Source organism: Kitasatospora sp. NPDC051702, assembly GCF_040681575.1.
Classification (GTDB): domain Bacteria; phylum Actinomycetota; class Actinomycetes; order Streptomycetales; family Streptomycetaceae; genus Kitasatospora.
In genome coordinates this window covers 1-14,502 of record NZ_JBFAZB010000087.1, presented here as the reverse complement: position 1 = coordinate 14,502, position 14,502 = coordinate 1, and the positions used below count along the sequence as shown (strand labels likewise).

Sequence of the window (14,502 nt, the reverse complement as noted above, 5' to 3'; positions counted from 1 at the left end):
CACCTACCGCTTCAAAAACCAAACCCGCCACCTCGACCTCACCAACTACCAAACCACCACCCACACCCACCCCTAACCACCCCACACACCAAAACCAAAACCAGAACCGGAAAGGTCGGAACACAGCCGGCCACCGAGACCCAGCACCACGCGGCGATCAGGAGGCCCGCCCATCTGCGGGCCTCCCGCACCGCACCCCCGAATCCCTCCCCCGGATGGAGTCCGCCCCGTGCACGCCTACGACCTCGTCGACGAAGCCGTCATCAACGCCCCCGCCCCCCAGGTCTGGAAGGCCCTCATCGCCGAACTCAACGGCGCCGCCACCTGGTGGACCCCGCACAACACCTTCGAGCCCGGCAGCACCGGCCCCGAGCACGTGGGCGGCACCACCCTCGTCACCGTCCACACCAAGGGCGTCGACAAGGGCGGCCCCAAGCTCCGGTTCACCGCGACCACGACCCGCATCACCCCCGGGGAGCACTACGCCGCGGACTACACCGACGGCGCCTTCCGCGGCCAGGCGACCTTCACCCTCACCCCCACTGAGGACGACACCAAGACCCGCCTCACCATGACCTTCACCGCCAGCCCCCACGGCTGGCTGAAGCTCCTCGCCAAGGTCGCCGACATCCCCGCCCAGCACTCCAGCGCCACCCACAACGCCTTCAAGCACCTCAACACCCACCTCACCACCGCCGCAGGAGGAGCCCGATGACCACCACTCACCCTCCGGTCCGGAAGCTCCGGGAGGCCCGGACGGCCCAGGGCTCGGCCCCGGTGCGGCTCGCGGCCCTGCCCGCCGACCCGCGCTCCGTCGCGATCACGGACCTCACCGTCCGCACCGACGACGGTGCCCTGCTGACCGTCGCGCTGCACCGCCCGGCCGGGGAGCCGGCGCAGGGCGAGGCGACCGACACCCCGGACGCGGACCCGGTGATCGTGCTCGCCCACGGTTGGGCGGCGAGCCACGCCGTCTGGCACACCACGGCGACCCTCCTCGCCGGCGCCGGCCACACGGTGGCCAGTTACGACCAGCGCGGCCACGCGACGTCGACGGGCGAGAGCGGGAGCGTCTCGATCGAGCGGCTCGCCCAGGACCTCGGCGCGGTGGTGGACGCCGTCGCCGGGACCCGCCCGGTCGTGGTGGTCGGCCACTCAGGCGGCGGCTACGCCGCGCTCGCGTACGCCGCGCGCCTGCACGCCGAGCAGCCGGGGACGGCCGCCGACCGGCTGGTGGGCCTGGTGCTGGCCTCGACCGCCGCCCACGGCCAGGAGACGCCGGCCAACGAGGTCAGCATGATGGGCTCCAAGAAGTTCAGCCGGGCGCTCGGCATCGGGTGGCTCGGCCGCAGGCTCCTCGGGAAGACCCACGGCCCGGCCGCGACGTTCGAGGCCCGCGAGCGGAGCCGGCACCTGTTCGCCACCACCCGGCCGGCGATCCGCGCCGCCTTCTTCGCCTCCACGCAGGACATGGACCAGCGCGACGGGCTCCCCCGGATCGACACGCCGACCACGGTGGTCACCGGCACCCTGGACAAGATCGTCGACCCGTCCCACAGCCGCACCCTCCAGCAGCACCTCCCGCAGGCGACGCTGCACACCATCGCCGACGCCGGCCACATGCTGCCGCTGGAGTGCCCGCAGCAGCTGGCCGAGCACGCCCGCGCCCTCGCCACCCGCGCCGCTCGCTGACACCCGCCCCGCGCCGCGGCGCGCCGGCAGCTCTGACAGTGCCGACGGCGCGGGCGGCACGGCCAGCGCGGGCGGCACGGGCCACGCGGACGGCGCGGACGACGCGGACGACGCGGACGACGCGGACGACGCGTCATGACGTCGGCCCGGCCGGGGCATCGGCCTCCTCCCGTCCGCTGACGGCCGCGGCCGGAACCCGTTTGACATGCACCGTAGGCTCGGGGCACGTCGGCGGAGCGGCCTTCCGGAGCGCCCGGTCACCGCGCGCCGAGAGGAGGAGGAGCGTGCTCGTCGTGTTCAGGTGCCGACAGTGCGATGCCCCGTTGTCGCCGCCCCTTCGGCGCCGCGAGTGGGTCCCGCTGCCGAGGGTGAAGGGGCGGGACCACTACACCTACGGGCCGTCGACGGTCCCGGCGGGGTTCTACGCGTCCGACCCGGAACCCCGCCGGATGCTGGACGGCAGTGACGCCGCCCTGGTGCTCAATCCCGGGGACGGTGGGCTGCTGCACCCGACCGAAGTGTCGGGCCGGAGTTACGGGTGCTGCCGGCTCGACGGGATCGACGGCCCGAACCGCGTGTGCGCCGGGTGCGGGAGCGAGGTCGGTGTCGAGATCTCCGACTGCTGGACGGAGTACGACGTCCGGCTGCTGGCCTCCGCCGTGGTCGAGGCTCCGGCCGTCGGCGAGGCCGCGGGCGGGACTCCTGCCGTGGCGGAGCCTCCGACCGCCGGCGAGGGGTAGCTCGGGAGGCGTCCCCCGGGGAGGCCTGGATCTGGTTCCCCGGCTCGGACGCCTCCGTCCGGGAAGATAGTAGCCATGGACATAGTAGCCATGTACCGTAACTGACATGAGTTCAGCACCCGAACGCGCCACCGCGGGATTCCTGGTCTGGCGCCTGTCGACGAAGTGGCGGGTGGCCGTCGACCGAGCGGTCGCACCCCTGGGTCTGACCCACGCCCAGTACGCCCTGATGGCCTCGCTCCACGGCATGCACCGCTCCGGGCTGCGGCCCAGCCAGCGCCAACTTGCCGACCACACCGGCCTGGAGGCGCTCTACGTCTCCAAGCTCGCCCGTGCCCTCGAGTCCGCCGGGCTCCTCGCCCGCACCCGCGACCCGGACGACCCGCGCGCCGTGCAGCTGTCGCTGACCGGGGACGGGCTGGAGGTCACCGGCCGCGCGATCGCGGTGGTCCAGGGCCTGCTGGAGCGGCTCCTGGAGCCGTTCGGAGGTCAGGACAGCTCGCGCGCACGACAGTTCACCAGCGAGCTGGCGACCCTGCTGGACGTACCGCTCGATCCGCCCACCGCGCTCGATCCGCCCGGCCCGCCCGAGCCGACCACCGAGAAGGAGCAGTCATGACCCCCACCCCGACCCCCACCCCGACCCCCGCCACCACCCCCGCCGCCAACGGCCGGGTCGTCGCCCTGGCGCACCACGCCGCGCGCGCCGTCCTGGAGGGCGTGCTGGACCGGCACGGCCTCACCTTCCACCAGAACGTGCTGTTCCGGGCCGTCGTCGTCGGCGGTTCCGTCGACAGCATCCCCGTCGGCCCCGGCTCCGTCACCACCGGCTCCGTCACCACCGGCTCCATCGGCCGGGACGAGCTCGTCGCGGACGTCGCCGGTTCGCTGAAGACCGACGAGACCCTCGTCCGCGGCGTCGTCGAGGAGGCGGCCGCCGCCGGCCTGCTGGAGCAGGACCCGGCGGACGCCTCCCGGGTGCGGCTCACGGCCGCCGGGCTCGAGCGGTACGAGCGCGCGGCCGCCGAGACCGCCGAGGTCTCCGCCCGCCTGTACGACGGCATCCCGCCGGAGGACCTGGCGGTCGCGGGCCGGGTCCTGACGCTGGTCACCGACCGGGCGAACGCCGAGCTGGACCGCGCCTGAGGCCCTGTCAGGACGGGCCTGTCAGGGCCTGTCACGGCCTGTCACGGCCCGAAGGGCCCGAAGGGCCCGCCCGAGGCACCCGAGGCTCCGACGGGGCGTCCAAGGGCTCCGCCGGAGCAGGCCGAGCGGGCGGGGTCAGGGCGTCCGGACGGCCTCCACGAAACCGCTCGTGGTGGGCCCGGAGCCGGCCGGCAACGGCCGGCCGAGACCGGCCGCCACCTCGTCGAGCAGGGTGACCCGGGTGCTCCAGCCGTGGGCGTCGAGCCACTCGTGGGTACCGGTTCCGAGCCCGCCCTGCCAGAGGTCGGTGATGTGGGCGAGCGAGGGGTCCTGCGGGGTGCTCGCGACGTCCCGGCCCTTCTCCAGCAGCAGCCGGCTGCCCGGCGCGGAGAGCTCCCCGACGGCGCCGAGCAGGCCGGCGGCCTCCTCCGCGGTGAGGTAGACCAGCAGGCCCTCCGCCAGCCAGGCGGTGGGCCGTTGCGGGTCGAAGCCGGCCTCGACGAGGCGGCGCGGCCACTCCCCGTCCAGCAGGTCGCCGGGCAGGGCGGTGCGCTCGCAGGCGGGGGCGGCGCCGAGCCCGTCGAGGACCTGCTGCTTGAAGGCGAGGACGGGGGCGAGGTCGAGCTCGAACAGCCTGGTGCCGGCCGGCCAGTCGATCCGGTAGGCGCGGGCGTCGAGGCCCGCCGCGAGCAGGACGACCTGGTCCGTGCCCGCCGCGCGCAGGCGGTCGTCGTAGAAACGGGTGCGCAGGATCCCGTGGACGACCAGCCGGCGCGCGAAGGGGCTGTCGGGGCCCGCGGTGGGCACCGGCACGGCGGAGGCCTCGACGAAGGCGGCGGCGTAGCGGTCGACGAACAGCGGGTCGGGGCGGGAGCTCTCGTAGGCGCGCACCAGGGCGACGGCCAGCGCGGTGCGGGAGACCGGGCTCAGCGGGCCGGCGGCCGTCGGATCGGCGCCCGCAGGGCCGGTACGCGAAGAGCCGTCGCTCGAAGCTCCCCCGCCCGAAGGGAAGTTGGACGTCGGGTCGGCAGCGGTCGGGTCGGTGGTCGTCATGGCCGGGAATCTACCGCGCCCGAACATCCCCGGGCCGGGTCGGGGGGTTCCCGGCGGCCGCGGCGGGGCAGCGGGCCCGCGTCGTCTCTGCCGCTCGGAAATTGATGGGCAAGGCCCGGTAAAGGCGGCGGGCAGCGCCTTGTAGCCGCCGTCGGCCCGTCGTTAACCTCATGGCCACGCCACTCGGCAACGCCGTGAAGTGGTGCGCTTCCTGACGTGCCGTCGCATGTCATGAACCTGAGGTTCCACTCCTGGGGGCGCCCCCACCTCTGTACAGCGCGAGCACACCGCCGAGCCCGCGGCCACCGCCGCAGCCCGGCCAGCACGTGCCGAGATCCCGTCAGCACGGGTCCGAGCCCGTACCCGGCGAACCCCATGCCGTCACCGGCCCGCGCTCCCACCCCCCACGGAGGGTCGACTCTTGCGCTTCCACTCCCCCGGCAGCCCGCGCCCGCACCGGGCCCGCGGACTGCTCGCCGCCCTGCCCGCCCTGGCGATGGCCGCCACCGGCCTGCTCGCGGTCACCGCCCCCACGGCCACCGCCTCGGCGCCCGCGAGCGGTGCCGCGCACTCCGGCGTCGCCACCAAGCGGCTCTGCGCCGCCCCGACCCGCCCCGGCCAGATGGCCTGTCTGGCCCTCGCCCGCACCGACCTGCCCCAGCAGGCCTCCCTGGCGCCGGACATCAACCCCTCCGGCTACGGCCCCACCGACCTCGCCGCCGCGTACAACCTGCCCACCTCGGCCGGGTCCGGCGCCACCGTCGCCATCGTGGACGCCCAGGACGACCCGAACGCCGAGTCCGACCTCGCCGCCTACCGCTCCCAGTACGGCCTGCCGGCCTGCACCACCGCCAACGGCTGCTTCCGGAAGGTCGACCAGCGCGGCGGGACCAGCTACCCGACCGCCGACAGCGGCTGGGCCGGCGAGATCTCCCTCGACGTCGACATGGTGAGTGCGGTCTGCCCCAACTGCCACATCCTGCTGGTCGAGTCCGACGACGCCTCCATGGACAACCTCGGCGCCGCCGTCAACACCGCCGTCTCGATGGGCGCCAAGTACGTCTCCAACAGCTACGGCGGCTCGGAGGACTCGACCGACCCGAGCTCCGACTCCAGCTACTTCAACCACCCGGGCGTCGCCATCACCGTCTCCTCCGGTGACTCCGGCTACGGCGTCGAGTACCCCGCCGCCTCCCAGTACGTCACCGCCGTCGGCGGCACCAGCCTCAACCGGGCCTCCACCAGCCGTGGTTGGAGCGAGAAGGTCTGGGGCAGCACCTCGGGCGGCAACGGCGCCGGCTCGGGCTGCTCCGCCTACGACCCCAAGCCCAGCTGGCAGAAGGACACCGGCTGCGGCAAGCGCACCGTCGCCGACGTCTCCGCCGTCGCCGACCCGGCCACCGGCGTCGCCGTCTACCAGACCTACGGCGGCTCCGGCTGGAACGTCTACGGCGGCACCAGCGCCTCCTCGCCGATCATCGCCGCGGTCTACGCCCTCGCGGGCACCCCGGCCGCCGGCACCACCCCGGCCTCCTACCCCTACGCCCACACCGCGTCGCTCTACGACGTGACCAGCGGCGCCAACGGCAGCTGCTCCCCGTCGTACCTGTGCACCGCCGGCAGCGGCTACGACGGCCCGACCGGCCTCGGCACCCCCAACGGCACCGCCGCCTTCACCAACGGCGGCAGCGGCGGCGGGAACACCGTCACCGTCACCAACCCCGGCAACCAGAGCACCTCCCAGGGCTCCGCCGTCAGCCTGCAGATCCACGCCACCGACTCAGCCTCCGGCCAGACCCTCACGTACGGCGCCAGCGGCCTGCCCGCCGGCCTCGCGATCAACGCCTCCACCGGTCTGATCACCGGCACCCCGAGCAGCGCCGGCAACTCCACCGTGACGGTCACCGCCACCGACACCACCGGTGCCGGCGGCTCGACCACCTTCGGCTGGACGGTCACCGGCACCGGCGGCGGCTGCACCGGCACCCAGCTGCTCGGCAACCCCGGCTTCGAGACCGGCAGCGCCTCCCCCTGGACGGCCACTGCGGGCGTCGTCGACAACAGCTCCTCGCAGGCGGCCCACGGCGGCTCCTGGAAGGCCTGGCTGAACGGCTACGGCTCCAGCCACACCGACTCGCTCGCCCAGACCGTCACCATCCCGGCCGGCTGCAAGGCGACGCTGAGCTTCTGGCTCCACATCGACACCGCCGAGACCGGCAGCACCGTGTACGACAAGCTGACCGTCTCGGCCAACGGCACCGCGCTGAAGACCTACAGCAACGTGGACGCCGCGGCCGGCTACCAGCTGCGCACCTTCGACCTCTCGTCCTACGCGGGCCAGAGCGTCACCGTGAAGTTCAACGGCGTCGAGGACTCCTCCCTCCAGACCAGCTTCGTGGTCGACGACACCTCCCTCACCACCTCCTGACCTCCTGACGGAGGCCAACGGGTCGCACGACGGGACCCGGTGGACGGCCCGGCGCACCGATCGGTGTGCCGGGCCGTCGGCCGGTCCGGCACGGCCGCCGGGACGCGGTTCCGTCGGCCCAGGCGGTCCAGGCGGTCCAGGCGGTCCAGGCGGTCCAGGCGGTCGAGTCGGTTCAGTTCGTGTAACTCACCCAGCCACGCAGCGCGTTGGTGTTCGGCGGGCAGAAGACGCGCACGTTCAGGAAGGTGGTGTACGGGCCGACGGTGCGGGTCGATCCGTCCGAACAGCTCACGTTGACCCACCACTTGGTGGTCCCGGTGGCCGAGCAGGAGATGTTGAAGTACTGCTGGTTCCCTGAGGTGCCGAAGGTCCCGGTGCTGCAGTTGACGCTCTGCAGCGAGGCCGGCGCGGCGGTCTGCGCCTGAGCGGCCGGGGCCGCCGCGAGGCCCAGGGCCGCGACGGTGGCGGCGGCCACCAGGCTGCCGGCGACCCTGTTCCTGATCCGGTTGTTCACGTGGTCCGCCCTCGTGGTCGGTGGAGCGCGCGGGCGCGCCGGGCGGGGCCAGGTCCCCGTCCGGCGCTCTGTCTGCGGCGACTCTAGGGATCCGGCGCACCGGGGAGCATATGGCGGCGGGAAATGCACCCGACCCGCCCCGGACAGCCGGTTCGGCCCGCCGCCGGCTCACCTCGGGGGCGGAACGCCGCTGGACGGACGGCTGGGGCGCCCCGCCCGGGCCGGGAACGGCCGAAACCCGTCCGTCGCACGGCCGTTCGCACCGCCGCTGGCACCGTTCCGTGCGCCTGCGCGATTCCGCCGCAAAAGGGCCGAGTCGACCACATCGGAGGTGCCGTCCTGGCATCATCCCCTCCGTGCCCGGGACGGGCCCGGGTCACGTCGGACACCGGTGAAGCAGGTGGGGAGAACATGGACGCACGCATAGCGGTCACGGGCGGCGACGAGGTCCGGGAGACGGCCGAGCTGTGGGAGTGGCTGCGCCACGAGCGCGAACTGGTCGGGCTGGTCCGGGCGGTGCCGACGGCACCCGCCGAGGGCGAACTGGGCGGGGCCGTCGAGGTGCTGGAGGTGGCACTGGGCAGCGGGGGCGCGGGCGCCGTCCTCGCCGGATCGCTCTCGACCTGGCTGCGGACCCGTCGCACGGACGTGACGGTCACCGTCACGACCCCGGCCCGCACGGTCACGCTGGACGTCCGGGGGCTCAAGCCCGAGGACGTCACCCCGCTCCTGCGCGAGGTGCTGAGCGGCGGCGATGACTGACCGACCCGAGCCACCCGACTTCGCGAACTCCCGAGCGATCCTGATCGGTACGGGCACCTACCGGCGCAGCGGCTTCCAGCCGCTGCCGGCCGCCCTCAACAGCCTGACCGCCGTGGAGCAGGTGCTGACCGACCCCCGGCTGTGCGGCTGGCCGCCGGACCGGATCACCGCCATCCCCGATCCCAGCGACATCCGCGAGCTGCTCCCGCAGCTGCGCGAACTGGCCCGGGAGACCCGCGGAGTGCTGCTGCTCTACTACGTCGGGCACGGTGTGATCCTGCCGCGCGGCCAGCTCTGCCTGACGCTGACGGACACCAACCCCGATCACCCCGACGCGGGCGGACTGGTGTACGACCGGGTCCGCGAGGTGTTCCTGGACAGTCCGGCCAAGGTCAAGGTCGTGGTGCTGGACTGCTGCTACTCGGGCCGCGCCATCGAGGCGCTGGCCGCGGGGGCGGACCCGGCCGGGGCCGCACACATCCGCGGGGCGTACATCCTCGTCGCCAGCGACCGGGCCGCCCACGTCGTCCCGCTGAGCGAGCAGGCCGAGGCGACCACCTCCTTCACCGGGACGCTGCTGGAGCTGATCCGGGACGGCATGCCCGGCGGGCCCGTCTGGCTCACCCTCGGCGCCCTGTACCCGCACCTTCAGGACCGGCTGAGGCAGCGGGCACTGCCGCCGCCCAACCAGCTCGGCACCGATTCCGCGAACCTGTTCGCCTTCACCCGCAACGCCGCCCACCGGTCACCGTTCGCCACGGCCCTGGCCGCCGCCTTCGCCCGGGGCCGGCTCCACCGTGACGTCACCCTGGAGCAGCTGGCGCAGGAGAGCGGCCGCTCACCGGAGGAGGTCTCGTCCTACCTGTCGGGCACGGCGATCGCCCCGCGCGACTTCGTCGACGCCTTCCTCGCCGCCCTGGAGCGGCACGGCGTCCCCCTGCCCCCGGGCCTCCTCGGCACCCTGCACGAGCTGCGCCTGACGGAGCTACGCGAGAGCCCGCTGCCCGCCGTGCAGGTCGTCTACCTGCAGGAGGTCACCGAACAGCTCCGGCACGAGGTCACGGTACTGACCAGGGAGCGGGACGACGAGCGGCGCGGCCGCCTCGCGGACCGGGCCCTGGCCGTCCGGGAGGCCTCCCGGTTGGCGGCGCGGCTCATCGCCGAGGAGGCGCGCAGCCGCCGCCTGCAGGAGTCCTCCGAGGAGAAGGACCGCAGGCTCGCGGCGGCTGTCGCCTTCGCCCACACCCGGGAGTCGGACCTCGTCGAGATCCGGCGCGAGGCGGACTCGCTCGGCCGGGAACTGGGCGTCCTGCGGCTCCAGGTCCAGCGGCTGATGGACCCGGCGGACGGCGAGCCCCCTCCCCCGGCCGACGCGGATCCGGTGGTGGCCGCGGCCGCCCCGTCGCCGGTGCTCGCGCTGGCGACGGCCCCCGGTCCGGAAGCGGGACGCACCGCCGTCCCCGTCGCCCGGCCGCAGTCGGCCGGGCCGTCGCGCCCACGGCCGCCCCGGCGTGCACCGGTGCCCGTCGGCAGGGTGCTGACCCAGGGCCTGCTCCTGCTGATCGGGCTGTCCGTGGTCGGTGTGGGCTTCGCCCGGTTCCTCGACGAGAGCGTCCGGGTGACGGCGCACCAGGGCGCCCCGGCCTGCGGCAGCCCGGGGCTCGCGGCGGGGGTGGACTGCCTCAAGCCGGAGACCGGGCGGGTCACGGCGACGTTCTCGGAGGACGGCGAGGCCTCGACCGCGTACAAGATCTCGGTGCTCCGGGACACGGCCTCCGGCACCGAGACCTACACGGTCGGGAAGCGGTTCTACGACGACGTGGCGTCCGGCACGGAGGTGGACCTCAAGGTCTGGCTGGGCCACGTGGTCGAGACCTCCTACCACGGCCACCGGGCCGACGTCCCCCTCTACGACCGGTGGGAGATGGTGCTGGTGGCCCTGCTGATCGGCGTGGGGACCAGCGTCGCCGTCCTGGGCGGCGTCCTGGCGCGCCTGGAGAACCCCGGGGTCCTGTGGGGCGCACCCGCGGTGATCGGCTTCACCTCCTGGATGGGGTCCAGCATCTTCGTGCAGGCGGAGCTCTCCCCCTGGGTGACGATGCCCGTGGGCGTGCTGTGCTGGCTCATCGCGTCCGCCGCCGCCTGGGGCTTCGCGACGGTCTGACGAGCCCGCCCCGTCGACCCGCCCGTGCCCGATCCGGGTTTCCTCCGGACCGGGCACGGGCGGGACCCGCCCCGCGGGCCCCGAGCCGCCCCGCCGGATCGGCGCCGCGCCGGATTCGGCCTTCACGCCCCGACGGATTGTCAGGTCCGGGACATGGGCATGGTCGAGTCCGACACCCCACCCCAGGAGGACCACCGTGCCCACCCACCGCACCAGGACCGCCGTGCCCCTGCTCGCCTCCGCCCTCGCCGCCGCGCTCCTCGGCGCCACCCCGGCACTGGCCGCACCGGCGGCGCCGCCCGCACCCAACCCGCCCACCGCCACCCGCCACCAGGTGGAGGCGTTCACCGAGGACGGCACCATCTCGCGGACGACCGTCCCCGGCGCCTCCCCCTTCACCGCACCCCCGGCCCCGGGTATCGCGCCGCCGAAGGGTGACGGCGACGTCACCGCACTCGTCCGCAACGGCGCTCCGGCCGACAAGCTGGACGTGGTGGTGATCGGGGACGGCTACACCGCCGAGGAACAGGACAGGTTCCGCGCCGACGCCGCCGAGAAGTGGCGGGAGATCACCGCCGTCGAGCCCTACGCCACGTACCGCGGGCTGTTCAACGTCTGGGCGGTCTCCGCCGTCTCGCCGGAGTCGGGCGTCTCCGGCGATCCGGACCAGGGCACCGTGCGGCACACCGCGCTCGGCGCGTACTTCTGGTGCGACGGCGTCGAACGGCTGCTCTGCGTGGACGACAAGGCCGTCGACCGCTACGCGGCCAAGGCGCCGCAGGCCGACCTGGTCCTCGTGGTGGCCAACAGCGCCAAGTACGGCGGAGCGGGCTACAACGACCTCACCTCCCCGCTCGGCTACGAGGGGATCGCGACGGTGGCCGGCGGCAACGCCAGGTCCGGGCAGATCGCGGTGCACGAGACCGGCCACTCCCTGGGCAAGCTCGCCGACGAGTACGCCTACGACGGCCAGGGGACGTACCAGGGCGCCGAACCGGCCGAGGCCAACATCAGCACGCTCACCGCCGACCGGATGCGCGAACAGGGCACCAAGTGGTCGCGCTGGCTCGGCCGGACCTCCCCCGACGGCGGGACGGTCGGCACCTACGAGGGCGGCGGCTACTACCCGGCGGGGCTGTACCGGCCGACCGAGAACTCGATCATGCGGTCGCTCGGCCGGGAGTTCAACCTGCCCGGGCGGGAGGCGATGATCGCCGGCTTCTACCGCCACGCCACCCCGCTGACCAGCGCCACGCCGACCGACACCTGGCTCACCGCGGCCGACCACCTGTCCGTCGACCTTCCCGTCACGGGCACCCGCCTGCGCTGGTACCTGGACGGGCGCGAGCTGACCGAGCTCCGCGGGCGCACCGCCCTGGACCTCGCCGCCGTCCGCCCGTCGGCGCACCGCCCGTTCCCCCGGCTCCCGTACCTGCTGACCGCCGTCGCCACCGACCCCACGCCGGCGGTGGCCGACCCGGACCTGCGGGAGAACCTGACCGCCAGCCTGTCCTGGCTGGTGACGCTCTGATCCCGGACGGCAGGCACTGAGCGGGGGCGGGCCCGGCGGCGCGGTCGTGCTGGCGGGCCGGCCCCCGCTCGGTGCCGCGGACCGGTCAGGACCCCGGACCGGTCCGTGGCCGGGGCACCCCGGATTCCGGACCGCGCGGCGGGTTGCGCCGCAGCGGGGCCAGCTCCCGAACGAGCGTGCGGACGTCCAGGGCTATGCGCCCGGCGAGCTCACCGGGGCCGGAGCCGGCCGGCAGCCGCCGGGACCACGAGCGGGCCTTGGCCGGGCCGTCCTGGACCATGTCGAAGTTGAGCCGCACCATCCCGTTCACCTCGGCCAGGGTGACCAGGATCCGGGTGTCCGCGAGGTCGATCGTGACCTCGTTCCCGATGCACGAGCACGCCACCAGTCCCTCGATGTCCTCCTCCGCCAGGTACCTGGCCAGGGGAACCGCTCTCCCCCGGACCACGAACGGACGCACCACTGGTCCCATCGACCTCGCCCCCTTCCGGCACACCGACACTCGACCGGTGAACGCCCCGGCAGCGTGGGCGCGGACGCGCCGCGACGACCCGGGCCCGCCCATGCTCCACCCACACCCCCGGAATCGCCAAGTCCAGGACGCCCCAGGAGACTTGACCGAAGGCACCGGCCCGGCGCACCGGCGCACGCCCCGGCGCATCCGCCGCGTGCAGCGCCCCGCGGAACGGGGCCGGCGACGGGCCGGACCGGGGGCAGCTGCGCCCCCGGCACCGCGGCACCCCGGCACGCGGACGGGCCCGGCACACCGGTGACGGCGTGCCGGGCCCTCCGGGGGCGCGGTCCTGGCGGCTCAGCGCCCGGCGCGGCCGAACCGCCCGTGCAGGACCAGCGCCCGGGTCAGCGCGGCCAGGCCGGCCGTGCAGAGCAGCGTCCGGAGCATGTTGGAGGCGACCCAGGTGCCCTCGAACTTGTCCCGCACCGAGGCGAAGTCGGTGATCTTCGCCGGGTCTCCGGCCGCCGCGAGCTGGTTGTTGAGCGGGATGTTGACGCCCATCGTCACCATCAGCGCCACCACGTACAGCAGCGTGGCGGCGCCCGCCCACAGCGCCGCCTGGCGCCGGCCGGCCTTGTGCTGCAGCCAGGCCGCCACGCCCGTCGCCACGAAGGCGCCGACGAAGACCAGGCCGAACATGCCGTTCTCGATCGACTTGTTGATGTGCTGCATCGCCGTCACGTACGTCCGGTCGTCGCCGGCCGCCAGGCCCGGCATCACGGACACGTCGAAGGCGAAGAACAGGCCCGCCATCAGGCCCATGGCGATCGTCGCAGCCACCAGGACCGGCCCGGTGGCGCGGCTCGGACCGCCGGGCACGCCGTGCACCGGGGCTCCCTGGCCGAGTCGGCCGATGGCCGTCGGGGACGGGTAGGACAGCGGCGCCGACGTCTGATCCGAACGCATCACAGGAACCCTTCACTCACCCGGCCCGCGGGGGCGGCACCGGCGAAACAGCGGAAACCACGACACCCCCCACCGTGCGGTTCGGCGCGCAACGGAACCGCGACAACCGGAACGGCCCCACCCGGCACGGCGCTTGCGGCCGGTTGCGCCCCGGTGGCACGCCTCCGCGACCACCACGGCCACGCCTCCCGGACGCCCCCGGGTCTCAGAGCACCGGGGCGAGGGTGCGCCGGTAGCGGCGCTCCAGGACGGTGCGGCCGAGCAGCCGCACCGGGGCCGGGATGGTCGCCGAGACGGCCCGCACGGAGGCCTGGTCGGCACCGTCGAACATCCACGGCTGCAGGTACGTCATCACCTGCGTCGGGGCGCTCTGGATGATCCGGCGCTCCACCCGCAGGTACTCGTCGACCGGGAGGTCCGCGAGCGCGGGGAAGACCACCGGCTCCTCGTGGCCCAGGTGTTCGCGGATCAGCTCCTCGAACCCGGTCGCAGCCGCGGGGAGTTCGGTGCCGCGGCCGGCGCCGAGCAGCTGCGCCACCCGGCCCATGGCCCGCTCGAGCTCCTCGTGGTCCTGCTCCAGCACGCCGCCGCCGTCGAAGCCGGCCACCTGCCGGCGCAGGTACGGCCAGAGGATCTCGTCCTCACTGTGGTGGTGCCAGTCGATCACGGCCCGCAGCCGCCCGAACCAGTCCGCCAGCGCCGCCGGGGACGCGCTCCGGGCGGCCGCCGCCCTCAGCCGGGCGGCGTCGCGCCGCATGGCGACGTGCATCAGCCCGAAGCCCCGCAGCTGCGCGGGCAGGGCGCCGATTCCCTGTTCACTCGACCAGACCGTCTTGCGATCCGACATGACACGACCTCCACAGTGGTTTCGTCACACGATCAACACCCGCCCGGGGGCGGCTCCGACGACCCGCCCCCGGCGGGCCGGCTCACACGTCCCAGACTCCGGTGGCGGCCGCCTCCCGCGCGTAGTCCGCGAAGTCCCGCGGCTCCCGCCCCAGCGCCCGCCGCACCCCGTCCCCCAACGAGGCGTTGCGCCCGTCCAGGATCAC

Annotated in this window: 14 protein-coding genes and 1 pseudogene; 9 read left to right on the top strand and 6 right to left on the bottom strand. The window is 74.4% G+C overall.

Translation table 11 applies throughout. The annotated features are described in order from the left end of the window. Window positions 1-229 precede the first annotated feature (229 nt). The 5 genes from AB0N04_RS38035 (at window position 230) to AB0N04_RS38015 (ending at window position 3,578) form a co-directional block, all read left to right on the top strand. On the top strand, window positions 230-715 hold the full coding sequence (locus tag AB0N04_RS38035) for an SRPBCC family protein (RefSeq protein ID WP_360222706.1): 486 nt from the start codon (window positions 230-232) through the stop codon (window positions 713-715). Further along, complete coding sequence (locus AB0N04_RS38030) at window positions 712-1,692, top strand: alpha/beta hydrolase (protein ID WP_360222708.1); 981 nt, start codon at window positions 712-714, stop codon at window positions 1,690-1,692. Before AB0N04_RS38035 ends, AB0N04_RS38030 begins: the two co-directional genes overlap by 4 nt. A gap of 323 nt (window positions 1,693-2,015) precedes the next feature. Beyond that, window positions 2,016-2,432 carry a hypothetical protein gene (locus AB0N04_RS38025; RefSeq protein ID WP_360222711.1) on the top strand — a complete coding sequence of 139 codons (417 nt, stop codon included), beginning with the start codon at window positions 2,016-2,018 and terminating at the stop codon, window positions 2,430-2,432. A 106-nt stretch (window positions 2,433-2,538) separates the two neighbouring features. Then, window positions 2,539-3,051: a MarR family transcriptional regulator gene (locus tag AB0N04_RS38020; protein ID WP_360222714.1), complete on the top strand. Its 513-nt coding sequence runs from the start codon at window positions 2,539-2,541 to the stop codon at window positions 3,049-3,051. Beyond that, on the top strand, window positions 3,048-3,578 hold the full coding sequence (locus AB0N04_RS38015) for a MarR family winged helix-turn-helix transcriptional regulator (protein WP_360222717.1): 531 nt from the start codon (window positions 3,048-3,050) through the stop codon (window positions 3,576-3,578). Before AB0N04_RS38020 ends, AB0N04_RS38015 begins: the two co-directional genes overlap by 4 nt. Window positions 3,579-3,713: 135 nt before the next feature. Here the strand turns inward: AB0N04_RS38015 and AB0N04_RS38010 are convergent, their stop codons facing one another. Continuing rightward, window positions 3,714-4,631, bottom strand: a complete 918-nt coding sequence (locus tag AB0N04_RS38010) for an SAM-dependent methyltransferase (protein ID WP_360222720.1) — start codon at window positions 4,629-4,631, stop codon at window positions 3,714-3,716. Between the two features lie 496 nt (window positions 4,632-5,127). Here AB0N04_RS38010 and AB0N04_RS38005 point away from each other — a divergent pair, with 496 nt between their 5' ends. Continuing rightward, a complete protein-coding gene (locus AB0N04_RS38005) occupies window positions 5,128-7,059 on the top strand; it encodes a putative Ig domain-containing protein (protein ID WP_360222740.1) in 1,932 nt (643 codons plus the stop codon). A gap of 172 nt (window positions 7,060-7,231) precedes the next feature. Here the strand turns inward: AB0N04_RS38005 and AB0N04_RS38000 are convergent, their stop codons facing one another. Next, window positions 7,232-7,573 (bottom strand): hypothetical protein, encoded by a 342-nt coding sequence (locus tag AB0N04_RS38000; RefSeq protein ID WP_360222723.1) that lies wholly within the window; start codon window positions 7,571-7,573, stop codon window positions 7,232-7,234. A gap of 411 nt (window positions 7,574-7,984) precedes the next feature. On the opposite strand from AB0N04_RS38000, the gene AB0N04_RS37995 reads away from it, so the two are divergent. The 3 genes from AB0N04_RS37995 (at window position 7,985) to AB0N04_RS37985 (ending at window position 12,030) form a co-directional block, all read left to right on the top strand. Then, window positions 7,985-8,335, top strand: a complete 351-nt coding sequence (locus AB0N04_RS37995; RefSeq protein WP_360222726.1) for a hypothetical protein — start codon at window positions 7,985-7,987, stop codon at window positions 8,333-8,335. Then, window positions 8,328-10,499: a caspase family protein gene (locus AB0N04_RS37990; protein WP_360222728.1), complete on the top strand. Its 2,172-nt coding sequence runs from the start codon at window positions 8,328-8,330 to the stop codon at window positions 10,497-10,499. The genes AB0N04_RS37995 and AB0N04_RS37990 overlap by 8 nt, the downstream gene beginning before the upstream one ends. A 196-nt stretch (window positions 10,500-10,695) precedes the next feature. Next, the gene (locus AB0N04_RS37985; RefSeq protein ID WP_360222731.1) at window positions 10,696-12,030 is read left to right on the top strand and encodes a M64 family metallopeptidase; all 1,335 of its coding nucleotides are present in this window, start codon (window positions 10,696-10,698) and stop codon (window positions 12,028-12,030) included. Between the two features lie 85 nt (window positions 12,031-12,115). On the opposite strand, the gene AB0N04_RS37980 is transcribed toward AB0N04_RS37985, so the two are convergent. The 4 genes and pseudogenes from AB0N04_RS37980 to AB0N04_RS37965 all read right to left on the bottom strand — a co-directional run. Continuing rightward, the gene (locus tag AB0N04_RS37980; RefSeq protein ID WP_360222734.1) at window positions 12,116-12,502 is read right to left on the bottom strand and encodes a hypothetical protein; all 387 of its coding nucleotides are present in this window, start codon (window positions 12,500-12,502) and stop codon (window positions 12,116-12,118) included. A 339-nt stretch (window positions 12,503-12,841) separates the two neighbouring features. After that, window positions 12,842-13,450: an anthrone oxygenase family protein gene (locus AB0N04_RS37975; RefSeq protein WP_363365720.1), complete on the bottom strand. Its 609-nt coding sequence runs from the start codon at window positions 13,448-13,450 to the stop codon at window positions 12,842-12,844. A 205-nt stretch (window positions 13,451-13,655) separates the two neighbouring features. After that, complete coding sequence (locus tag AB0N04_RS37970) at window positions 13,656-14,297, bottom strand: hemerythrin domain-containing protein (protein ID WP_360223499.1); 642 nt, start codon at window positions 14,295-14,297, stop codon at window positions 13,656-13,658. Between the two features lie 82 nt (window positions 14,298-14,379). Then, window positions 14,380-14,502, bottom strand: a pseudogene (locus AB0N04_RS37965) (NmrA family transcriptional regulator); the annotation flags it as partial.